Raw genomic sequence first — 20,521 nt, 5'->3', positions numbered from 1 at the left:
ATGTATATTTATTCATGATGGAACGAGTGTATCCTTACATGCCAAACAGGTTCCTTGCAACCTCCTCAGGAAGCGTTCGAGCGCTTGGTTTACCTGCATTCTGCAACATGAGAGAACTTTTTTCTTCAACGGTCCTTTGTAGCAAAACAGAGAAATCCATGGAACGGAGCGTGAAAAAATGTAAGGGATCCTCGTCAAGACGGCTTCCTACCGCATAGAGCACCGCTGCGGCATGCTTGCAGAGAATTGCCCAGTCTGGGCAGTTGCAGTCGATATGGATTTCCTTGGGGGCCGGGAAAAGGCCATAGGATAGGTCGGTAAATAGCATTTCCAGTTCATGGGGAAATTGCCCCTCCAGCAAGGCATCCATGGATGCAATGCGATGGGAGCAAGCTTTTGTAATAGCGTCCCAACGTATGGGGGAAAGCGCGTCGATGCCTATCGTTACCGAGTAGGGTTTTGAACGCGAACCTTGCACCAATGCCTTTATCAGTCCTTTTTCCATCTGCAAATCCAAGACAGCCCCGCTACGGACATACGACCGGCCCCTTCCTATGCGGTTTGCATAATCGCTGTATCGCTCAAGGTTGTTACACCAGGCTTTCCCCCACCAGGTCTTTGCTATTGTGCGGCCTTCCAAGATTACCGGATGAAGGGTTTTCTTGCTCTTGGCAAGGGTTTTTCTCGCATTTGCCTTGACCTCGGCAGCTGAGGTGCTGTGGTAGGAAGGAAAAGAATTGTCATAGGGGTAGTTGCCCATCAGTACTGCTCCTTTTCTAGACGGAATAAATCCAGGATTGCCCTGTCATCCAGCTTGGCCATCCAGCTCTCTCCGTCCGAGGAACCGATCACCTCTTCCTGAAGAGCCTTCTTGCTCTCGATCAAGGCTGAGATTTTTTCCTCGACGGTACCCTGGCTGGTAAATTTATAGACATTGACGTTTTTTCTTTGTCCGATCCTGAAAGCCCTGTCTGTCGCTTGGTTCTCTACCGCGGGGTTCCACCAGCGGTCGAAATGTATGACATGGTTTGCCCCTGTCAGGTTCAATCCGGTTCCCCCCGCTTTGATGGAGAGTACCATGAAGGGGATGTAACGCTCACTGTTGAATTGCTCTACCAGGTCACCCCGTTTCTTTGGGTCTACCTTCCCGTCGATTATTCCACCGGGGACTTTGAAGATCGTTTCGAGAAATGCGGCCAGGGGGGCTGTCATTTCCTGGAACTGGGTAAATACCAGCATTTTTTCATGTCGAGAGGCCACAGTCTCTGAAATCTGTCTCAGTACATTGAATTTCCCGCTGGCATTCTCCTTGAAATCGGGAATCCCGAGAAATTGCGAGGGGTGGTTGCAAATCTGTTTGCATTTGAGGATCGTAGATAATACCAACCCTTTTTTCTTGATCCCCTCAACCTCGGCAATGGCTTTTTCCAGATTTGCAATGACATCCTTGTAGAGGACTATCTGTCTGGCTGCAAGGTGGACTGAAACTTCGCTCTCAATCTTTTGCGGAAGGTCTGCTATGATTTTCCTGTCAGTCTTGCATCGGCGGAGAATGAAAGGGGCAATGGCTGATCGAAGCAAAGCATACCGTTGTGGATGGTCCTTCAAACGGTCGCTGATCATGGAAAATTGCTTTTTGGTGCCAAGCAGTCCCGGATTGAGGAAGTCGAACAGCGACCAAAGGTCTGAGAGGCTGTTTTCAACAGGGGTGCCTGTCAATGCAATGCGGTTCCTGCACGGTAGGGCCTTGATGGCCTTTGTCTGTTTTGTGCCGGGGTTCTTGATTGCCTGGGCTTCGTCGAGTATCAGAATGTCCCAGAATGTGTCACTGATCGCTTTGCGACTGGAAACCATTGCGTAGGTGGTGATATACAGGGCTTCTTTCGTGCAATCGGTGCTTGCCAGTTTTTCCTCACAGGCATGCAGGGTAATCACCTTGAGTTCAGGGGCAAACTTGGCCGCTTCTTTCTGCCAGTTGCCGACTAGTGAAGCAGGTACAACCAGCAAAACATTTTTTAAAGTTCCCTGTTTCAGGGCGTGCTGGAGAAGCGCAAGCACCTGGATTGTCTTACCCAGTCCCATATCATCAGCCAGACAAGCCCCGAAACCCATGGAAAGCATGGAATGTATCCAGCTTAGTCCTTGTCCCTGGTAGGGGCGCAAGGTTGCCTTGAAATCTTCGCCAACGGCTATGGAGCCTGCATTGACAAGGGAATGGGAGGCGAATTGATCCAGCCAGGTGCCCATCTCGATCCCGAGCGATTCCTCGGCCAATACTTTTTTGAGAAAGGCATCCTCTGCATTGCCTTGTTGCATTTGCATCCATTGGCGGAGCGTAATTCCTTCGCCGAGGCGCGACTGCAATTCAAGATACTGAAAGAGGGTTTTCTCAAGTTGCCCATGGTCGACTTCCACCCACTTCCCTTTGAAAAGACGCAGTCCATCCTGCTCTAAAAGCAATTGCTGCAATTCCTCTATCGAAATATCCTGTCCATTGAGTTGTAGGGATACCTCATACGATAGGAGGCTGTCGAGCCCGAGAAGGGATTTTGCCTTCGTCCCTATGGTGAGGTTTGTCTTGCTGGTGAAATGCCTGTTTTTCCACCATTGGGGAATCCTGCACCCTATGCCGCATTCCCGGTACATAGGGGTTTCCTTGAGAAAGGTATAGGCTTCTCCATTGGTTAGCTTGATTGGGCTGAAGAGTTCCCCGCTTTCCATGAGGGAAGAGATGAAACTGCTTTCTCCGGATGCCTTGAATAGTGATCCCATCAGGTGGAGCAGTCGTTCATTGTCTCCCTTGAACTCCTCAAGTGCATATTTGAGGGGCATGTGGCGGATCTCGGTGCCAAGCTTGGTTGCGTAGGTACAGAGAAATGCGAAAGGGTAGGGTGTTTCGGGATTTTCAACCAAGTGAAAATACAATCTTCCCGCAATATGGAGATCGGGACGGTATCGTGCAATGCAAGCCTCAACGCTACAGTCTTCCTTCTCCAGCTTGCTGCGTAGATACCCATTGCAGGCATCCCACATCAAAGAAAGCCATTGTGGTGTAACCTGTTCGGTTCCTTCGCACAAGGGAACTGAAGCTAGCAGGGATTCCTGTGCGGCATTGTCCAGGGGGATTGCCTTCTTTGCCCTGGTAAGTTCAATGTCGCTCTGGCTGGAGGCTGTTTCCAAAAAGATGTTTGCAATCTGGATAAGATAGCGGAGACTGGGAATATCCGGAGTTTCCTTTGCACAGTAGGAAAACAGTGTTTCCATGGGATTGTCCAAAAATTGTGTTTCCCAGGTATCGGTGCCTTGTGCCTGAAAGCCTGTATCGGTAAGCCAGAGGGTGTTCGTTTCCATGGGTGAGAGTATATATGATTGGATATGATGATTCCAGATAGAGAATCTTTTTTGTATTATTTGACTCGTAACAAATAAAAACCGCCCGAAGGCGGCTTTCTGTGGTGTAATAACAGGGTTTGGCCTAGAGAATATTCCACTTGGTTCTCAAACTCTGCATGGTCCCGTTCTTTTCCAAGGTTACGAGACTGTCATTTACCAGTTTCAAGAGGGCTGCATCACCTTTCTTGATTGCAATCGCAATCGGTTCGCCAACGTTGCTGGCAGTTCCCGTGACATGGAGTTTGCCTGAATAGTTTGCATTGGCAAGGACATAGTCACTTGCGATGACAGAGTCCGTAACTACACAGTCGAGATTGCCATTGAGAAGATCTTCTACGCCGAATCCGATTTCATCATAGGCCATTACGTTGATATTTGCCTTCGGGTTTGCCTTAAGGTAATCCTCGAAGTAGATATGGCCGGTGGTTCCAAGCTGTACGCCGACGGTTTTGCCATGCAAAGAGGTGACATCGATGAGGTCATTAACCGACTTTGGTGCAATGATAGCCTGGGTGATGGTCATGATCGGGGTGGAGAAGTCCATGGAAGGCTTTCTTTCCTCAGTGACGGATACCCCTGAGGCAACTGCATTATAGGCACCGTTGGCCAGCCCGGCAAATATGCCGTCCCAGGCAACGTTTCTGATCGTGATGGTTTTGCCGGTAAGCTTGGCAATTTCGTTGACCAGGTCGATTTCAAATCCTACGACATCCCCGTTCTCGTCAACGAATTCAAGGGGAGGCCAAGCACAGTTGGCAGCAAATACATAGGAATTCTGCTCGCCGGTCTCTTTCTGGCCTTGGGCAAATACGACTGAGGTACAGCAAAGCAACAAAGCAAGTAATACAATTGCAATTTTTTTCATATTGGTTTTCTCCTTGAGATATACGAAATATTGCATAATCATACATTATATGTCAAGTATATAGGAATAAATATGCATAAAAATTCATATTGTTTCTGCCCTGCAGCAAAGAAAAAGGGGACCGAAGTCCCCCTGGAAAAGATGTAGCGAAAGGCTTACAGAAGATTCCATTTCTGCTTCAAGGCATCGAAAGACCCATCGTCTTTCATCATCTGCAGGCCTTTGTTGACCAGATTGAGCAATTCTGTATTTCCTTTCTTCACTGCAATGGCGATATCTTCCTGGGTGAAGGGTTCGCCGGCTACCGTCAGTTTGCTGCTATAGTTGGCATTGGCAAGCACGAAATCACTGGCAATGAGGGAATCACATACAGCAGCATCGAGATTGCCGTTCAACAGGTCTTCGATGGCCAGTCCGATGTCATCATAGACTTTCTTGGTGACCTGGTAGTTTTCCAAAGCAAAATCACCGGTAGTTCCGATCTGGACACCGATCTTTTTCCCGGTAAGGTTTTCAATGCCCTTGACTGTCGATTTGTCAGTTGTGCGGATGATTACCACCTGACCTGCCTGGAGGATTGGGGTAGAGAAGTCCATGGAATTCTTGCGTTCCTCGGTAACCGTTACGCCTGAAGAGACTCCGTCATAGGCCCCATTGGCAAGACCTGCGAAAATAGTATCCCAGGGGATGTTTTTCACGGTCATGGGAACACCGACTTTCTCGCCGATGAGAGGCATCAATTCAACTTCAAAACCGGTCAGAGTGCCATTGTCGACGAATTCGAGGGGAGGCCAGGTGGCATCGGCGGCGAAAACATACCCATTCTTTGCTTCTTTTGTCCCGCCTGCGAACAAACATCCAATACTGACCAATGCAATGGCCAAAAACATACCTGCTTTTTTCATGCTATTTCTTCCTTCCTGAAATTATGTAAATTCCTGCAACCTTCTGGATAATGCCTTTCCCTAGCCAAAAAGTCAAGAAAACCTTTAGTGGGCGAGAATGTATCCTGTTATCGAGAACCCTACGACAAGGCCTACGACAATCCCCCCGACAACCTGGCTGAATGAGTGACCCAGCATAGTCTTGAGGTTTTCCGGGGTGAATTGGCCTTCCCTGTGGAGATCACTGAGGATGCGGCTCCATTCATTGATGACCTCTGCCTGTTTTCCAGCTTCCCTACGCACTCCCATGGCATCGTGGATGACAATCGCGGCAAAGGTCATGGAAATGGCAAAATCTACAGTCCCGATCCCTTCGGTCATTCCTATACCGGTCAAAAGGGCAATGACTCCCGCTGTATGGCTTGAAGGCATGCTGCCGGTACTATGGAGCAGTGACCAGTCAAATCGGTGGTCAACGATTGCGTTTATGAAGGGTTTCGAAGCCTGTGCGATAATAACGGCCAAGGCAGCCGCAATAAAAGGTATGTTATGCAGGATATCGTTGTTCATGATCTTACACTACCTACTTTTTTTCCCTTGCGCAAGGATACTTCTTGCTCAAGTGGGTATAAAGTTGCTATACCTTTGCTACCGGGAGAGTTTCATGGAATTCACAAAAGAAAAGACTGCATCCATACAGTTTTGGGTATTGAATATTTCATCCTTTATCGCCCAGTTGACCATTGCGATGGTCAATTTGGCTATGGTATACCATCTGAAGGCTTTTTTCGGTTTGACCGCCGATAAAATCGGTATTGCCACGTCGATCAGTACAGCTACCTATCTGGTATTCTGTATCGCAGGGGCCTCTTACTGTACCAATTTCCGGCCAAGGAACCTCGTTGAAATATCCCTTGCCGGGATGGCTGTCTCGGTAGCGGTTTTCGTCTCAGCTACCAACCTTGCCGTTGCCTATGTGAGCCTTGCCTTCTATGGTGCCTTCATGAGTCTTCTGTGGCCCCAGATCGAGGGGTGGTTTTCTCGGGGAAAGGAAGGCAGGGAACTGAATCATGTTACCAATGCTTTCAATTTTTCCTGGTCGTTCGGGGTTGGCTTTTCTTCATTTGTCGCAGGAATCCTGGTTGAGCGTTCCACGACACTTCCGTTCTACACAGCCCTTGTCCTGTTCGGTTTCGTGTTTCTGGTAATCTATCTCAGCAGTGTACTGGTTCCCGGTATACGCTCGGTTGCAAGCGAGAAAACCGAAAGGCAACAGAGCCAACTGAAGGACAACAGCACGATTCTGCGGTACTACTGTTGGATCGGCTTGATAATAGTATATTCAGGGATGAGTCTCATCCTAACCATATTTCCGCTCTATGCCAAGGAAGTCCTGAAAATCAGCGAAAGTACGACTGGCCTTCTGCTGCTCATTCGCGGGGTTACGACGTGTTTCAGTTTTATGGCTTTGGGACTCACCGGTTTCTGGCAGTTCCATAAACGGTATATTTTCCTGACCCAGATTCTCTTTTCAATCCTTTGCCTGGCGGCAGTCAAAATCGAATCTATCAGTGGGTATGCCGTTTTCTTCTTTCTCTTTGGCATCGTATTTGCGGCAGGCTATGACCAGAGCATGTTCCATGGGGTAAGCGGATGTCTCAATCGATCAGAGAGGATGATTGTCCACGAGGTCCTGCTTACCGTAGGAACTATCTTTGGTGCCGTTTTCGGTGGTTATATATATGAGCGGTTCTCATTCCAGACAGTGCTGCTTCTCTTTGGGGTAATCGCAGGTTCTGTGGTGTTCCTTGAAATGGCAGTGGCCTTGGTCTTGCAACGAAAACAAAGTGTTGAACAAGCCTAAAACCAGGGTTTTGCAAAAAACGATATAATCGTATACAATAGAAAGATAATCATATATCAGGAGCACCTATGGGTAAGACACTCACCGAAAAAATCCTCTCGTCCCATCTTGAGGAAGGCTGTATTGAAGCGGGGAAACCGATCGGGATCCATATCGACCAGACCTTGACCCAGGATGCAACCGGTACAATGGCCTACCTGCAGTTTGAATCAATGGGGTTGGATCGAATCAAGAATGAACTGGCAGTCAGCTATGTCGACCATAACACCGTACAGGTAGGTTTTGAAAATGCAGACGACCATCGCTACCTGCAGAGCGTTGCAGCAAGCAAAGGTATTGTATTTTCCCGTGCCGGAAACGGGATTTGCCACCAGGTACACCTCGAACGGTTCGGAGCCCCAGGGAAAACCCTCCTTGGCAGCGACAGCCATACACCTACCGGTGGTGGGCTGGCAATGATAGCCATAGGGGCAGGCGGTCTCGATGTCGCAGTAGCCATGGCCGGGGGACCTTTTCATATCATCAGCCCCAAGGTGGTTGAAATTCGCCTCAGTGGCAAACTTCGTCCCTGGGTGTCTGCAAAGGACGTCATTCTTGCTGTCCTCGAACATTTTACCGTAAAGGGAAACGTGAACTGTGTATTTGAATATACAGGGGAGGGCGTGAAGACCCTTCAGGTGACAGACCGTGCAACCATTTGCAATATGGGTGCAGAATGTGGTGTAACCACCAGTTTGTTTCCTTCTGACGAGAATACCCTTGCCTTCTTGCAGGCACAAGGGAGAGCCCAGGATTACGTACCTCTCTTGGCAGACAGCGATGCCGTGTATGACCAGTTGTTTGAATTGGATCTTTCGGTGTTGGAACCACTTTGCGCTTGTCCCCATTCTCCTGGAAACATCGCCAGGATGAAAGACTTTGCAGGCAAAAAAATCGATCAGGTGCTCATCGGGTCCTGTACCAATAGTAGCTATACCGATATGAAAAAGGTAGCCGATATTCTTGACGGGCATACTGTCAGCGAGCATGTAAGCCTTGGCATTGCGCCGGGAAGCAGGGAAGTCTTGCTGATGCTTGCCAGTGACGGATCGCTTGCAAAGATGATTGCCAGCGGAGCCAGGATTCTCGAAAGTGCCTGTGGTTTTTGCATCGGGAATCACCAGAGTCCCAATACAAATGGGATTTCGCTGCGAACCAGCAACCGTAATTTTGAAGGCAGGAGCGGTACGAAGAGCGGTCAGCTCTATCTGGTAAGCCCGGAAAGCGCAGCCCTCAGTGCCATTGCGGGAACCTTTGTCGACCCCCTTGGCAATCATGGGATAGCCTATCCGCAGGTTTCGATGCCCGAAAAATTCATAATCGATGACCGTATGTTCATATTCCCACCCCTTGATGGGTCTCAGGTGGAAATTGTCAGGGGACCGAATATCGGCAACCCGCCAATAAACACCCCGCTGGCAAAAAATCTCAAAGGGGTAGTGGCAATAAAGGTGGGAGACAAGATAACCACCGACCATATTATGCCTGCCGGAGCCAGGCTGAAATATCGCTCGAACATTCCCGAATATTCGAAATATGTTTTTGAACCTGTCGACCCGCTCTTTCCTGCGAGGGCGGCGAAGAACAGGGATGCGGGTGTTGGCAACGTTATCGTTGCAGGCGCTTCGTATGGACAGGGTTCAAGCCGGGAGCATGCTGCCATTTGCCCGATGTTTCTGGGCGTAAAAGCTGTTGTTGCCATTTCCATCGAACGTATCCACCAGAATAATCTCTGCAACTTTGGCATTGTACCTTTGACTTTCAAGGATGAAAAAGACTATCTGAGGATTTCTGAAGGGGATGAGCTGGTAATCGATGATATTGTCAGCCAGATCTCGACCGGTACGGTCGTGCTCACTGATAAAACCGCCAACCTTGCCTTCTCGCTTGATTGTCATTGTACCGAGGACCAGAAGGAAATGCTGCTTGCCGGTGGGTTGCTCAATGTCCTCAAGGGAGAGAAATAATGCAAACACACATCAGTATGGAAAACGGTAAAATCATCGTTCCCTCCCATCCGGTCATCCCCTTTATCGAAGGGGATGGAGTAGGCAAAGAAATAACATCTGTTATGAAGTCGGTAGTAGATGCCGCCGTTATGAAAGCCTATGGCAATGAGCGAAAGATCGAATGGAAAGAAATCCTTGCCGGGCAAAAAGCCCTGGACACTGTCGGAACTTTCCTTCCCGATGAAACCCTTGAGGCTATCTCTACGTACAAGGTTGCTATCAAGGGACCGCTTACCACTCCTGTCGGCAAAGGCATGCGTTCCTTGAATGTCACCTTGCGCCAGAAACTTGATCTGTTCGTATGCCTTCGCCCTGTCGAATATTTTACAGGTGTTCCTTCACCAGTTAGACACCCCGAGAAAGTAGATATGGTCGTATTCAGGGAAAACACCGAAGATATCTATGCAGGTATCGAATGGGAAGCAGGGTCTGAGGCAGTACAGAAAGTAATCGCTTTTTTGAGTGATGAAATGGGGGTGAGTGCCATACGGTTTCCCCAAACCAGCGCAATTGGCATCAAACCTGTTTCGAAGGAAGGGACCCAGCGCCTGGTACGGTCCGCTATCCTCTATGCGCTGGAAAAGAAACGCAGGAATGTTACCCTTGTCCATAAGGGTAATATCATGAAATTTACCGAAGGCGGCTTCCGTAAGTGGGGTTATGAGTTGGCCGAGAAGGAATTCGGTGCCATCAGGGACGAGAGCGGGCGCTATTTTATCAAACGCGAAGGCCTTGCCGACTTGGAGATCAAGGACTGCATCTGTGATGCCTTCCTTCAGAATATTTTATTGAAGCCTGAAGCCTACGATGTCATTGCCACCATGAATCTCAACGGGGACTATGTTTCCGATGCCCTGGCTGCCGAGGTCGGGGGGATCGGGATTGCCCCTGGTGCGAATATCAACTATGACAGCGGCGCTGCAATCTTCGAGGCAACCCACGGGACAGCACCCGATATAGCCGGAAAAAACATGGTTAATCCTCTCTCGCTGGTACTGTCGTCTGAAATGATGCTTCGGTACCTGCAATGGGATGCCGCTGCCGATCTGATACGGTCGTCAGTTGCACGCAGCATTGCAAGCGGTAACGTAACGCAGGACTTTTTCCGGTTGCTCCAGAATGAAAAAATGCCTTCTGTGCTGTTGGGGACAAAGGAATTCGGGGATACTCTGATAGAAAACCTATAGGTTGAATTGATTGAAATCGCTGAGAAGGCCATGGACATGTTCCATGGCCTTTATTGTCTCAATGTCTGCCCCGTTGCTTGCAATCGCGTAGATTTCCGTTATTCCCGCATTGATTGCGCTTTGGATACCGCTTTTCGTATCCTCAAACACGATACAGGAAGACGGGGAGTAACCAAGTGCCTTGCAGGCCTCGAGGTAGATGTCAGGTTCCGGTTTCCCCCTGCGTTTCCCGTCATCGGTAATAATGAGATGCTCGTCAAAGTACCTGCCAAGGGAGAACCACTGTTTGTAGTGGTCCATGTTTTCCTTTCCTGCACTAGTTGCAATAGCCATAGGGATGCCAAGCAGTTTGGCTTTTTTCAGCAAGGATTCCGCTCCGGGCGCAAGGTGTAGGGGGTGATGGTCCTCGCATATCTGTATGTACAGAGCTTCCTTTTCCCTGGCTATCGAATCGGCAGTCTTTTGGTCACAACTATAACCTAGAAGGTATGCTACCGTCTGGTAGTTTGTCCTTCCGTTGAGCAGGTGCATTTCCTCGTCAGTAAATGGTTTGTTCCGATATTTTTTGGCAATCGCCCCCCAGGCTTCCCTGTTATAGGAAGTATCCCAGAAGAGCGTGCCATTGAAATCGAAAATCAGTGCTTTACCGGTCTTCAAGCGGAACAACCTTCCTGACCTGTGGGCCTGAATAGACTTGACGTGGGCGACCGATTTTCTGATACGGGTCATGTCTCCATTCCAACCAGTGGGAAATCCAGCCGGGAAGTCGTCCGAGTGCAAACAGAACCGTAAACATCGATTCGGGAATACCCATCGAGTGGAAAATTATACCGGTATAGAAGTCTACGTTCGGGTAGAGATTCCTTTCGATGAAATAAGGATCGCTGAGGGCAACTTTTTCAAGCTCGAGGGCAATCTGGAGCAATGGATCATTCTGGCTTTCGACACCCAGTACCTCAGTGCAGATTTTCTTCGCTATCTTCGCCCTTGGATCATAGGTCTTGTATACCCGGTGACCGAATCCTGAGAGCCTGAAGGGATCATCCTTGTCCTTGGCTTTGCTGACTACTTCCTCGATGCTCATGCCATCGTTATAAATCTTTGTCAGCATTTCCAGAACGGCCTGGTTTGCTCCCCCGTGTTTGCTTCCCCACAGTGCACAGCACCCTGCAGCAACAGAGGCATAGAGGTTGGCTTCACTGCTTCCTACCAGACGGACAGCACTTGTCGAACAGTTCTGTTCATGGTCGGCATGGAGGATCAACAGTTCGTTGAGAGCCTTTACATGCACTGGATCTGGTACATAGGCGTTGACAGGGGTCTTGAACATCATGTTCAAGAAGTTTTCACAATAGGAGTATTTGTAGGTGGGTTCCACAAAATCGAGCCCGTTCATCTGTCGATAGCTGAAAGCTGCAATGGTTCTCATTTTGGAAAGCAGACGCGTGACGGTCAAGTCAACATTCTCTTCTGGATCGACGTCTTCCAATTCCGGATAGAAGGCGGAAAGGGAAGCAACCATTGCCGAAAGGATTGACATGGGATGGGCTTCCTGTGGGTAGTCACGGAAGAAATTCCTCATATCGACATGCAGGAGTGAATGCTTGTTTAGCAACTCTGCATAGGTATGCCGCTGTGGCAGGTCAGGCAATTCGCCTTTGATCAAGAGATAGGCGACTTCAACGAAGTCACAGGTTTCTACAAGGTCCTCGATATCATATCCACGGTAACGGAGGATTCCGTTTTCTCCGTCAACATAACATATGGAGCTCATGCAGGATCCTGTGTTTACAAAACCAGGGTCATAGGTTATGTAACCGGTATCTTTGCGTAGTTTCGTTATGTCGAGTGATTTGCCCCCCATATTGTCAGTAATTACGGGAAGGTTTACTTCCTTGCCCTCTAGGACAAGTTTTGCAGCTTCTTTGTGAATGTTCACCTCAAACCTCCTGGTTGGTATAACAATGTGACTGGCTCAATCTGTCCAGTGCCGATACTAATGCTTATATGCCTGATTTTCCTTCTCCTGAGCCTTGTGGAACGATAAAAAGCTACAAGGCCAATGCAAGGGTAGGGAGGCATAATCCCCTGTTTTCTGATTCTTCCAGAGCTATTCCACTGTCTCTGGCAAAATGGTCGACAGCGAGGCTTGGTTGAAAATTACCATTCAATATCTTTGGAGCGAGATTGCCAAAGTCCAGCAATCCGCTGAGCCCTTGCCAATCGTCTCGATCATCCGAGGTCTCTCCGACATCTTTGGGTGCGTTCCCATCGAAAAAAGTATATCCTTTTTTTCTGCTTCCGTTGGCTCGATGCCTAGGCTGCAACTTTCTTGGGCAAAGGTTCGGTTTTCGATGGCGTCCTGTCATATACGGTTACCCAGTGGCTGACAACAAGGATTTGATGGGCCATCCACGGCCCATTACACCAGTGCCAATCCATCCAATTAAGGGTTTGCCCATGTATGCTCCAGATTTATATGCTATCACTGTACTGTATTTTACAGAAAATGAGAATATATCTTGTACCGATTGTATTTCCCAAAATTAGATATGCTGGTCTTTTCCTTACAGTGTCTGTATACTCGAAAAAGGGAGGTAGCCATGCAAGAGTTATTAATTCCTTTAGAGGAAGAAATTGTCGATATTGCAGAGTTTTTCAAGGTTTTCGGGGATCCTACCCGTCTAAAGATATTGTTTCTCCTTGAAAAAGGCGAGCTGGGGGTAAATACCATATCAGAGTCCCTGGGGATGCAACAGAGTACCATCAGCCAGCAACTGAAATTGTTGAGGGCAAGACGTTTGGTCCGATTCCGAAAAGAGGGGCGTAACGTAGTCTATCGACTCAATGATGAACATATCCATAGCATTTTGGCATTGGGTATGGAACACTACGAGGAATTGTTTTGAACATTGCATGTATCTGTTTCAGTCCTACTGGCCATAGTAAAACCTGTGCCCTTGCTGTGGCACAATCAATGAAAAAAGGCTTTGACCTATTTGATGTCACCCTTGTAAAAGACCGGAAGGATTTTCTCGTTTTCAAAGAAACGCTCTTGATAATTGCCTTTCCCGTATATGCAGGAAGGGTACCTGCTCTGTTTGCATCCTACCTTGTAAGCCATCTTACGTGCCAGAACTGTTCGGCTTTGGCTATTGCAACCTACGGTAACCGTGATTATGATGATGCACTTGTTGAAATCGAGGATATTCTCGCAGGCAAGGACGTTCCCCTGCTAGGGGCAGCAACAATCGTTACCCAACATAGCTTCACTGATAAAGTCGGCTTCAAGCGACCTGATATCGAGGATTTCCACGTGCTCGACAAGCTTGCTGCCTTGGCTCCCAATCTAAGTGAAAAAGTCCTTCTAAAGGGAAACAGACCCTATCGCACGGGAATCGTTTGTCCAGACCCTCCTTATATGAGCGTAGCCAATGATTGCTGTATCCATTGTAACCGTTGCCTGGCTGTATGTCCCACCGATGCTTTGAAAACCAAGGATCCTGCTCTTTGCATCCATTGTTGTGCGTGTGTGAAGAGCTGTTCGCGTCAGGCAAGAACGTTTGTCGATGAACGGTTTTTAGGTACCGTGCAGCGTTTGGAAACAAATTGTCAAAATCGAAGGGAAAGTGAGTTGTTTACAAATTGAGATAGAAAACCCAACCAACTTGGATCTATATAGCAGGGGCACCCTATATATAATATAGGGTGCCCCTGCTATGTCCTTGTTGGAATGGTTATGAACCAACCTACCTAGTATAAGCCTGGGTTTGATTAGTAGTTTTGCTCTTGGCAATAAGGGAAAATGTTCTTATTTGCAATTCAATAAAGAAGATAAAAAAAATTTTTCTTGACAAAAATAGAAGAAAGGGTTTACTTTTAGTTAGTACAAAAACATACTAACTAGCCGAAGGAGCCTGAAAATGTCCCTTCCCAGAAGAACAAGGATTATAAATTCCTCCCGGGTTATCAGACAGCTTTGGATCGAGGAAGAGCTTAGCAGGGCAGAGCTGGCAAAACGGCTTGGCTTGAATAAGTCGTCGATGTCAAGCATTGTCAATGACCTGATAGAACAGCAGGTCCTGCTCGAATGCGATGAAAAGCAGGTAGGCCCGAAAGGCGGCCGGAAAGCTACTGGCTTGCAACTGAATAAAGACCATTTCTTTGTATTGGGCATTGAAATCCGTTCAGATTCCTATACTGCCCTTGCTGTTGATCTTGAAGGGGCTATCCTCTTTTCGGAGACCCTTCCAAAAGGATTTGTTGCAAAATCCTTCTGTGAGGATATTACTGCCTTGCTTGATGGGTTGGTAGGTAGGCTCAAATGGCTTGAACGCCCTCTTTTGGGTGTCGGGATCGGGTTTTCGGGCATTGTCGATGGTGACAGCCAGACAATCACGCGTTCTGTATCCTTGGATTTTACCCAACCGTTTGATTTTGCAAAACAACTGGCTTCCCGGTTTGATTTTCCTGTCATCTTGGAAAACGATGCCAATTGCGGCGCCTGGGGAGAAGTTGTTTTCCAGAGAAAACGGCGATTGAAAAATTTCTTGTTCGTACTGATTGAATTCTGGAAATGTTATTCCGACATAGATGGCTCAGCGCAACCGACAGTTGGTATTGGCTTTGGATTCGATGGGAAAATCTACCGGGGAAACCACTCGATGGCGGGAGAATTCAAAAGTGTTTTCAACCGTGAATCCCAGGATAAACACCAGATAGTTCTGAAAAAAGGGACAAGTCCCAATTATCAGCTCGCCGATGACCTTGATGCACTACAGGATTATATAAGGGAAGTATGCGGTAACATCGCTTTTCTTGTTAACACACTCGATATTGGGAATGTTTTTATCGGTGGGGATATAGAAAAATTCCGTTCCTTTATGCCGGAAATGTTGAAGCTGGCACTCATGCAGAACTCTCTGGATGGGGACGACAATGGCTGTCAGATTCAATTTTCTTCGCTCGGGTACCAGGCGGTCTCCTTTGGTGCGGCAGCCTTGGTTCTGGATAAAGTCTTGATGAACCTGGAACCTCTCGAGGATGCTGCACTTTCTCCCCATTTTCCGCTTTTTTTTGTAAATACGTGAAAAGCTCTCTCCTAGGTTCTAGGATCTCACATATATTTCTGGAGGCTAATGATGAAATCGAAACACATGCTCTTGACGCTATTCGTGTCTCTCCTTCTGTTCCCCCCATTGCTTTTTTCGGCAGGGACAAAGGAAATGACTCCGAACAAGACCGATGCCAATGGGGTGACAACCCTCTCTGTCTACCATTATCTTGATCAGACGGATAAAACTACGGCCCCGAACTTTGCCTTTTTGGTAAAACAGTTTGAAAGCGAAAATCCCGACATCAAATTGCAATTTGAATATGGCTTCGGCGAGTCTTTCCATGACAAGCTGCAGACTCTTGCCGTATCCGGCCAGTTACCTGATATTATTCTGCTTTACCCAGGTAAACGAACCTCCCAGGTAACCAATGCCGGTTTGGTCAAGGACCTTCGGCCGTGGCTGAAAGGACATGAGGCAGAGTTTGCGGATATGGCAATGCAGGGGCAGGGGAATAATGGTGAAATCTGGGAGCTGCCTGAGGATATCAGCATTTGCTCGATTATGTATACCAATACCCGTTTGCTCAAGGAACTAAACCTGACGATGCCCAAAACCCTTGACGAATTGATCGCCCAGGGGCCTGCCATCAGAGCCGCTGGCTTGATACCTATCTCCATTGCCAATAAGGATGCTTGGCCGATGCAGTCCTGCGTTGCAGGAATGCTCGTTGAAAGAACCTGTGGCCTTCCTTGGTTCGACAGTGCCATTGCAGGTACCGGTGCAAAATTCGATGACCCGCAGTTCGTTGCAGCCATGGATATCATCAAGCAACTGTCTGATAAGCAGATGCTTTCGCCTGGTACGAACCAATTGGCCTATGGCCAGGGTCTCGATGATTTTGTAAACGAAAGAGCTGTTTACTTCATTGATGGCGGTTGGACCGTAAATAGCCTTGTTGGAGAACTTACCGACGAGCAGAAGACTTACATGACGCTGGAGTCTTTCCCCGATGTTCCCAACCAGATAGGCAAGAGCCAGTCTACCTCTGCCACTGCAGGGCAAGGGTTTGGTATGAATGCAAAGCTTACCGACAAACAGGCAGAGGCTGCCTGGAAATGGATCTGGTTCTATTCGGGTCCTGAAGGTTCTGCCATCAGGCAGAGATTCGGAAGATTGCCCGCATATAAACTGGCAGAGCCTTCCGATGCAGATCCTATGGTAAAGAAACTGATTGCCTATGCAGGGAAAGTGCCCATGGGCTACGTCATGGACTCTGTCCTTGGTGCAGAGCCGATCGGAACCTTCAATGTCAATTTGCAGAACATGATGTTTGGAACCATGACTCCCTTGCAGGTTGGTCAAAGCCTGGAAACGATGGTTGATAAAATCGACCGTGGAAACAAATAAACGAGTTTTGTAATCAGGGTTGCTTCTGTTTCAAAACGGAAGCAACCCTTTGGAAGGTAAGATACCAATGACGTTCAAACAACAAAAAATGGCAAGCTATTGGGTTCTGGTAGCGCCAGGATTAATCCTTTTTGCTGCAATTATCGTGTTTCCTGTCCTGTTCAGTTTTTCTTTGAGCTTTACTAAGTGGAATGGCTACGGAATCCCGGCATTTTCTGGCCTGGAGAACTACCGGACCATTTTTGTTGACCCTGTTTTTCTCCATGGTCTCAGAAACAATCTGCTCATTGTTGTAATTTCAGTATTCGGCCAGATTCCTTTAGGTTTTCTGCTGGCTTTTATGTTGCATCGGAAAATGGTGAAGGGAACTCAGTTTTTTCAAACCATGATATTCCTTCCCATAACGATATCGCCTGTCGTTGTTGCACTGCTCTGGAACCAGATTTTCTCTTCTTCCGGTTTGCTGACAGCTCTCGTTCGGAATATTACAGGCAACACCCAGTACGTGATGAAAATTTTTGAGAACAGGAGCCTTGCCATAGTTCCCATCCTGTTCGTTTTGCTTTGGATGTATACCGGAACCTATATGATCATCTACCTTGCAAACCTCCAGAAAATTTCACCCTCTATTTTGGAAGCGGCGCAGATCGATGGGGCTTCGGAAGGCCAGATGTTCTCCAGGATTATTCTTCCCAGCATGGTGGGGGCCATCGCGACTACCGCAATCTTTGCGATTTCAGGCAGCTTGAAAGCCTTTGACCTGATTTTTGCAATGACAGGTGGTGGACCAGCCCATTTCACCGAGGTCATAGCTCTCTATATGTATACCAATACGTTCAAATATTACAAATATGGGTTTGGGAGTGCTGTCTCCATTATCATCGTATTGCTCAGCGTTGGTTTGATCTTGGTTTTGCAGGCGGTGAGCAACCGCATAGAGCAAAAATACGAATAAGGAGAAAGCCATGAAGAAACATAGGCCGTTCTGGAAAGGTATTGCCTACCTTATCATGATAGTTTTTACATTGTTGACTGTCGTCCCCCTTGTCTGGATGTTACTTAATTCCTTCAAACCCCATGCCCTGATTGTGCGAAACCCCCTGTTGCCCCCAATGTTTCTGTACCTGCAGAACTATGTGTTGTCCTGGGTCCAGGGACATCTGGGTGTCTACTTCTACAACAGCCTTCTCTATTCCTTGATAGCTACGCTTTTTACCGTAGTGTTTGCAATGGGCAGTGGGTACGCCTTCTCGAAATTCAGATATGGTTTCAACAAGGTGCTCATGATGTTCTATACGCTTGGGTTGCTGATTACCGTCCATTCTGTCATCGTGCCATTGTTTATCATGGAGACCAGGATGGGGATAGCCAATACGCGGCTTGGGGTAATCCTCCCGTATATCGCCTTCGGTCTCCCTTTTCAGATTTTTTTGTCAACGACCTATATCAGGGGTATTCCCGATGCAATGCAGGAGTCGGCGATCATCGAAGGTGCGTCGTTCCTCCAGGTCTTCTTTAAGATAATCATTCCCGTTTCGACGCCAATTATATCGACAATGTTCATCTATACCTTTTTGGGTAACTGGAATGAATTCATCCTGGTGCAGACGCTTACCAGTGATATTGCGATACGGTCGTTACCGGTAGGAATAAACAGTTTTGCAGGGGGGATGTCCCGTGATTACGGGCTCCAATTCTCTGCCCTCGCAATAGGCACTGTCCCCATGGTGGTCTTCTACCTGATTTTCAGGGACAAAATCGCACAGGGCTTTGCTGCCGGATCTACAAAGGAATAAGTATTACTCCCCATGAAAAAAACTCTTTCGATCATTCCCCGACCCAATGGCTCTGTTTCTCTGACCAACGGTACTTTTTTGTTACCGGACAAACTGGATATTCTCATTCCGTCAATGCAGTATTTTTTTGCCGCCACGCAACTGGCTACATTGCTTCGCTCTTCGTTTGGTACCGTTTGCTCGGTAGGGACTGGGAAAAAAAACGCGGCAATCCAGTTTATTGTCTCAGATGATGCCCAAACCACTGATTCCTATCACCTTAGGGTTTTTCCAGGTGGGTGCTCGATTACCTGTAAGACACCTGGGGGTGCCTTTTATGCAATCCAGACCTTGCGTCAACTTGCAGATTGTCCATCGCATTCTTTCCCCTGCTGTGAGATCGATGATTACCCTGCCTTTTTCTGGAGAGGCTTTATGCTCGATGCAACCAGGAGTTTTTGCCCGGTCCCGGAGCTGTTGCGTCTGATGGATTTGCTTTCCCGTTTGAAGTTGAACGTGTTCCATTGGCACCTCAGCGATGACCAGGGATGGCGTATTGCTATAGGTGCCTATCCGCTTCTGACAAGTAGTGATGCTCCTTTCTATACGAAAAAACAGATTAAACAGGTAGTGGCATATGCTTCCCAAAGGAATATTACCATTGTTCCGGAGATTGATATGCCTGGCCATTTCATGGCTGCCTTGGTTGGGTATCCCCAGTTCAGCTGCACGGGCGGTCCTTTCTCAGTACCTAAGGGAGGCGGAATTTTTTCGGAATTGCTGTGTATGGGTAATGACGAGGCACTTGTCTTTGCCCGCACGGTAATCGCTGAAATATGTGATTTGTTTCCTGGGCCGTATATCCACCTAGGGGGAGATGAAATTCCCCTTACCCGGTGGAAAACCTGTCCCAAGTGCCAGAAAAGAATCAAAGAACTGCAATTGCAGCAAGAAGAGGGCTTGTTATCCTGGTTTACCAACCAGATGGCGGTATCTGCCCGGGAAAAAGGCAAACGGGTGATTGTGTGGAATGATTCCGTGCAGGAATCCTATGATCCGTCAATAGCCTGCCAGATCTGGTCTCCGCTCGATTTTGGCCGTCAGGGGGTCCTTGCAGGTCGTATATGTATCATGTCGGATTATTTCCATACCTATTTGGATCTGCCCCATTCCATGGTAACTGTCCATGATGCCTACCAATATGGGCATTCGATCCAAAATCTAGCCGGGAAAAAATATACGGTTCCAGGGTCGGAATTCCTGCTCTGGACTGAAAAAGTCTATACCCGGAAACAACGGGACAAACATATGTTCCCCCGTTTGGTTGCTGGTTCAGAGGCCCTGTGGACGGAAAGCGGATTGCTTGACTGGAAGCAGTTCAGAAAAAACCTCAAAGGAGGTTCGAAAAAGCTCTTTCCTTCTGGTGTCTCAATGGCAAGCCGCCTTTTCTGGAATCCCCCTGTCTGGTATTCTGGGCTCAGAAAAAAAATCCAGCGGATGCGGGTAAGGCATCACAGCCGGAAATCAGGGATTGTTCAATAGATTTCTTTGTCCATTTTAGCATATGCCTCGAAAAGGGGCAGGCATATCTCTCGTTCTGCTGCATGTATTGGCAGTACCGAGGCATCGGTGCAACCTCCATTGATGAAGGAATAGATAAAATCGTCCCTGAATCCTATAGCTGCGGCATCCTTGGGGGTACAGCCATAATAGACTTCCTTGATATTTGCCCAGATGCATGCAGAAAGGCACATGGGGCAAGGGTAACAGGTCGTGTAGACGACACATCCTGTCAGGTCATGGGTTTGTTTGTCCTGGCAGGCTTTGCGGATGACATTGATCTCCGCATGGGCAGTGGGGTCATGCCCGCCTAGGACGCTGTTGGATGCAAGGTATACTTTTCCTTCACCGTCTACCAACGCTGCCCCGAAGGGTCCTCCGATATTCTGTTCCATGGTTTGCATTGCCGTTTCTACGGCTTTCATCAATAATTCTTTCGTTTTCATAGGTTTTCCCCCAATTTTTAAGACTACCATAAGAT

At 47.9% G+C, this 20,521-nt stretch carries 19 protein-coding genes; 10 read left to right on the top strand and 9 right to left on the bottom strand.

Annotation, left to right across the window (positions count from 1 at the left end; translation table 11 throughout):
• Nucleotides 1–34: 34 nt before the first annotated feature.
• From SPIGRAPES_RS03385 to SPIGRAPES_RS03365, 5 genes are all read right to left on the bottom strand, one after another.
• Entirely contained in the window at nt 35–760 is a 726-nt protein-coding gene (locus SPIGRAPES_RS03385; RefSeq protein ID WP_014269374.1) for an SWIM zinc finger family protein, read from the bottom strand.
• Complete coding sequence (locus SPIGRAPES_RS03380; RefSeq protein WP_014269373.1) at nt 760–3,351, bottom strand: DEAD/DEAH box helicase; 2,592 nt, start codon at nt 3,349–3,351, stop codon at nt 760–762. Before SPIGRAPES_RS03380 ends, SPIGRAPES_RS03385 begins: the two co-directional genes overlap by 1 nt.
• A 124-nt stretch (nt 3,352–3,475) precedes the next feature.
• Nucleotides 3,476–4,258, bottom strand: a complete 783-nt coding sequence (locus tag SPIGRAPES_RS03375) for a transporter substrate-binding domain-containing protein (protein ID WP_014269372.1) — start codon at nt 4,256–4,258, stop codon at nt 3,476–3,478.
• Between the two features lie 155 nt (nt 4,259–4,413).
• A complete protein-coding gene (locus SPIGRAPES_RS03370; RefSeq protein ID WP_014269371.1) occupies nt 4,414–5,163 on the bottom strand; it encodes a basic amino acid ABC transporter substrate-binding protein in 750 nt (249 codons plus the stop codon).
• An 84-nt stretch (nt 5,164–5,247) separates the two neighbouring features.
• Nucleotides 5,248–5,712 (bottom strand): divergent PAP2 family protein, encoded by a 465-nt coding sequence (locus SPIGRAPES_RS03365; RefSeq protein ID WP_014269370.1) that lies wholly within the window; start codon nt 5,710–5,712, stop codon nt 5,248–5,250.
• 94 nt (nt 5,713–5,806) lie between these two features.
• Between SPIGRAPES_RS03365 and SPIGRAPES_RS03360 the strand changes: the two genes are divergently transcribed.
• The 3 genes from SPIGRAPES_RS03360 to icd all read left to right on the top strand — a co-directional run bounded on the left by SPIGRAPES_RS03360 (nt 5,807) and on the right by icd (nt 10,241).
• Nucleotides 5,807–7,006 carry an MFS transporter gene (locus SPIGRAPES_RS03360; RefSeq protein ID WP_014269369.1) on the top strand — a complete coding sequence of 400 codons (1,200 nt, stop codon included), beginning with the start codon at nt 5,807–5,809 and terminating at the stop codon, nt 7,004–7,006.
• A gap of 68 nt (nt 7,007–7,074) precedes the next feature.
• The gene (locus SPIGRAPES_RS03355; protein WP_014269368.1) at nt 7,075–9,012 is read left to right on the top strand and encodes an aconitate hydratase; all 1,938 of its coding nucleotides are present in this window, start codon (nt 7,075–7,077) and stop codon (nt 9,010–9,012) included.
• The gene (gene icd, locus SPIGRAPES_RS03350; RefSeq protein WP_014269367.1) at nt 9,012–10,241 is read left to right on the top strand and encodes an NADP-dependent isocitrate dehydrogenase; all 1,230 of its coding nucleotides are present in this window, start codon (nt 9,012–9,014) and stop codon (nt 10,239–10,241) included. The genes SPIGRAPES_RS03355 and icd overlap by 1 nt, the downstream gene beginning before the upstream one ends.
• Here icd and SPIGRAPES_RS03345 read toward each other — a convergent pair.
• The 3 genes from SPIGRAPES_RS03345 to SPIGRAPES_RS03335 all read right to left on the bottom strand — a co-directional run bounded on the left by SPIGRAPES_RS03345 (nt 10,236) and on the right by SPIGRAPES_RS03335 (nt 12,610).
• On the bottom strand, nt 10,236–10,898 hold the full coding sequence (locus SPIGRAPES_RS03345) for an HAD family hydrolase (RefSeq protein WP_014269366.1): 663 nt from the start codon (nt 10,896–10,898) through the stop codon (nt 10,236–10,238). The two genes, icd and SPIGRAPES_RS03345, sit on opposite strands and share 6 nt — an antisense overlap.
• Entirely contained in the window at nt 10,885–12,180 is a 1,296-nt protein-coding gene (locus SPIGRAPES_RS03340) for a citrate synthase (RefSeq protein ID WP_014269365.1), read from the bottom strand. Before SPIGRAPES_RS03340 ends, SPIGRAPES_RS03345 begins: the two co-directional genes overlap by 14 nt.
• Nucleotides 12,181–12,292: 112 nt before the next feature.
• Nucleotides 12,293–12,610 carry an NAD(P)-binding domain-containing protein gene (locus tag SPIGRAPES_RS03335; RefSeq protein ID WP_041384415.1) on the bottom strand — a complete coding sequence of 106 codons (318 nt, stop codon included), beginning with the start codon at nt 12,608–12,610 and terminating at the stop codon, nt 12,293–12,295.
• Nucleotides 12,611–12,844: 234 nt separating this feature from the next.
• Between SPIGRAPES_RS03335 and SPIGRAPES_RS03330 the strand changes: the two genes are divergently transcribed.
• From SPIGRAPES_RS03330 to SPIGRAPES_RS03300, 7 genes are all read left to right on the top strand, one after another.
• Nucleotides 12,845–13,150, top strand: a complete 306-nt coding sequence (locus SPIGRAPES_RS03330; RefSeq protein WP_041384413.1) for an ArsR/SmtB family transcription factor — start codon at nt 12,845–12,847, stop codon at nt 13,148–13,150.
• Nucleotides 13,147–13,890, top strand: coding sequence for a 4Fe-4S binding protein (locus SPIGRAPES_RS03325; RefSeq protein WP_014269363.1), 744 nt, complete (start codon nt 13,147–13,149; stop codon nt 13,888–13,890). Before SPIGRAPES_RS03330 ends, SPIGRAPES_RS03325 begins: the two co-directional genes overlap by 4 nt.
• A gap of 274 nt (nt 13,891–14,164) precedes the next feature.
• On the top strand, nt 14,165–15,331 hold the full coding sequence (locus SPIGRAPES_RS03320) for an ROK family transcriptional regulator (RefSeq protein ID WP_014269362.1): 1,167 nt from the start codon (nt 14,165–14,167) through the stop codon (nt 15,329–15,331).
• Between the two features lie 51 nt (nt 15,332–15,382).
• Nucleotides 15,383–16,705, top strand: a complete 1,323-nt coding sequence (locus SPIGRAPES_RS03315; protein WP_014269361.1) for an ABC transporter substrate-binding protein — start codon at nt 15,383–15,385, stop codon at nt 16,703–16,705.
• A gap of 67 nt (nt 16,706–16,772) precedes the next feature.
• Nucleotides 16,773–17,660: a carbohydrate ABC transporter permease gene (locus SPIGRAPES_RS03310; protein ID WP_014269360.1), complete on the top strand. Its 888-nt coding sequence runs from the start codon at nt 16,773–16,775 to the stop codon at nt 17,658–17,660.
• A 10-nt stretch (nt 17,661–17,670) separates the two neighbouring features.
• Complete coding sequence (locus SPIGRAPES_RS03305; protein ID WP_014269359.1) at nt 17,671–18,501, top strand: carbohydrate ABC transporter permease; 831 nt, start codon at nt 17,671–17,673, stop codon at nt 18,499–18,501.
• Between the two features lie 12 nt (nt 18,502–18,513).
• Nucleotides 18,514–20,022 (top strand): beta-N-acetylhexosaminidase, encoded by a 1,509-nt coding sequence (locus tag SPIGRAPES_RS03300; protein WP_014269358.1) that lies wholly within the window; start codon nt 18,514–18,516, stop codon nt 20,020–20,022.
• Here SPIGRAPES_RS03300 and SPIGRAPES_RS03295 read toward each other — a convergent pair.
• Nucleotides 20,016–20,486, bottom strand: a complete 471-nt coding sequence (locus tag SPIGRAPES_RS03295) for a nucleoside deaminase (RefSeq protein WP_041384916.1) — start codon at nt 20,484–20,486, stop codon at nt 20,016–20,018. The genes SPIGRAPES_RS03300 and SPIGRAPES_RS03295 overlap by 7 nt on opposite strands.
• Nucleotides 20,487–20,521: the final 35 nt, after the last annotated feature.

It is taken from the genome of Sphaerochaeta pleomorpha str. Grapes (genome assembly GCF_000236685.1).
GTDB lineage: Bacteria > Spirochaetota > Spirochaetia > Sphaerochaetales > Sphaerochaetaceae > Sphaerochaeta > Sphaerochaeta pleomorpha.
Note: the sequence above shows the minus strand (reverse complement) of the source record. Positions and strands in the feature narration are given on the sequence as shown.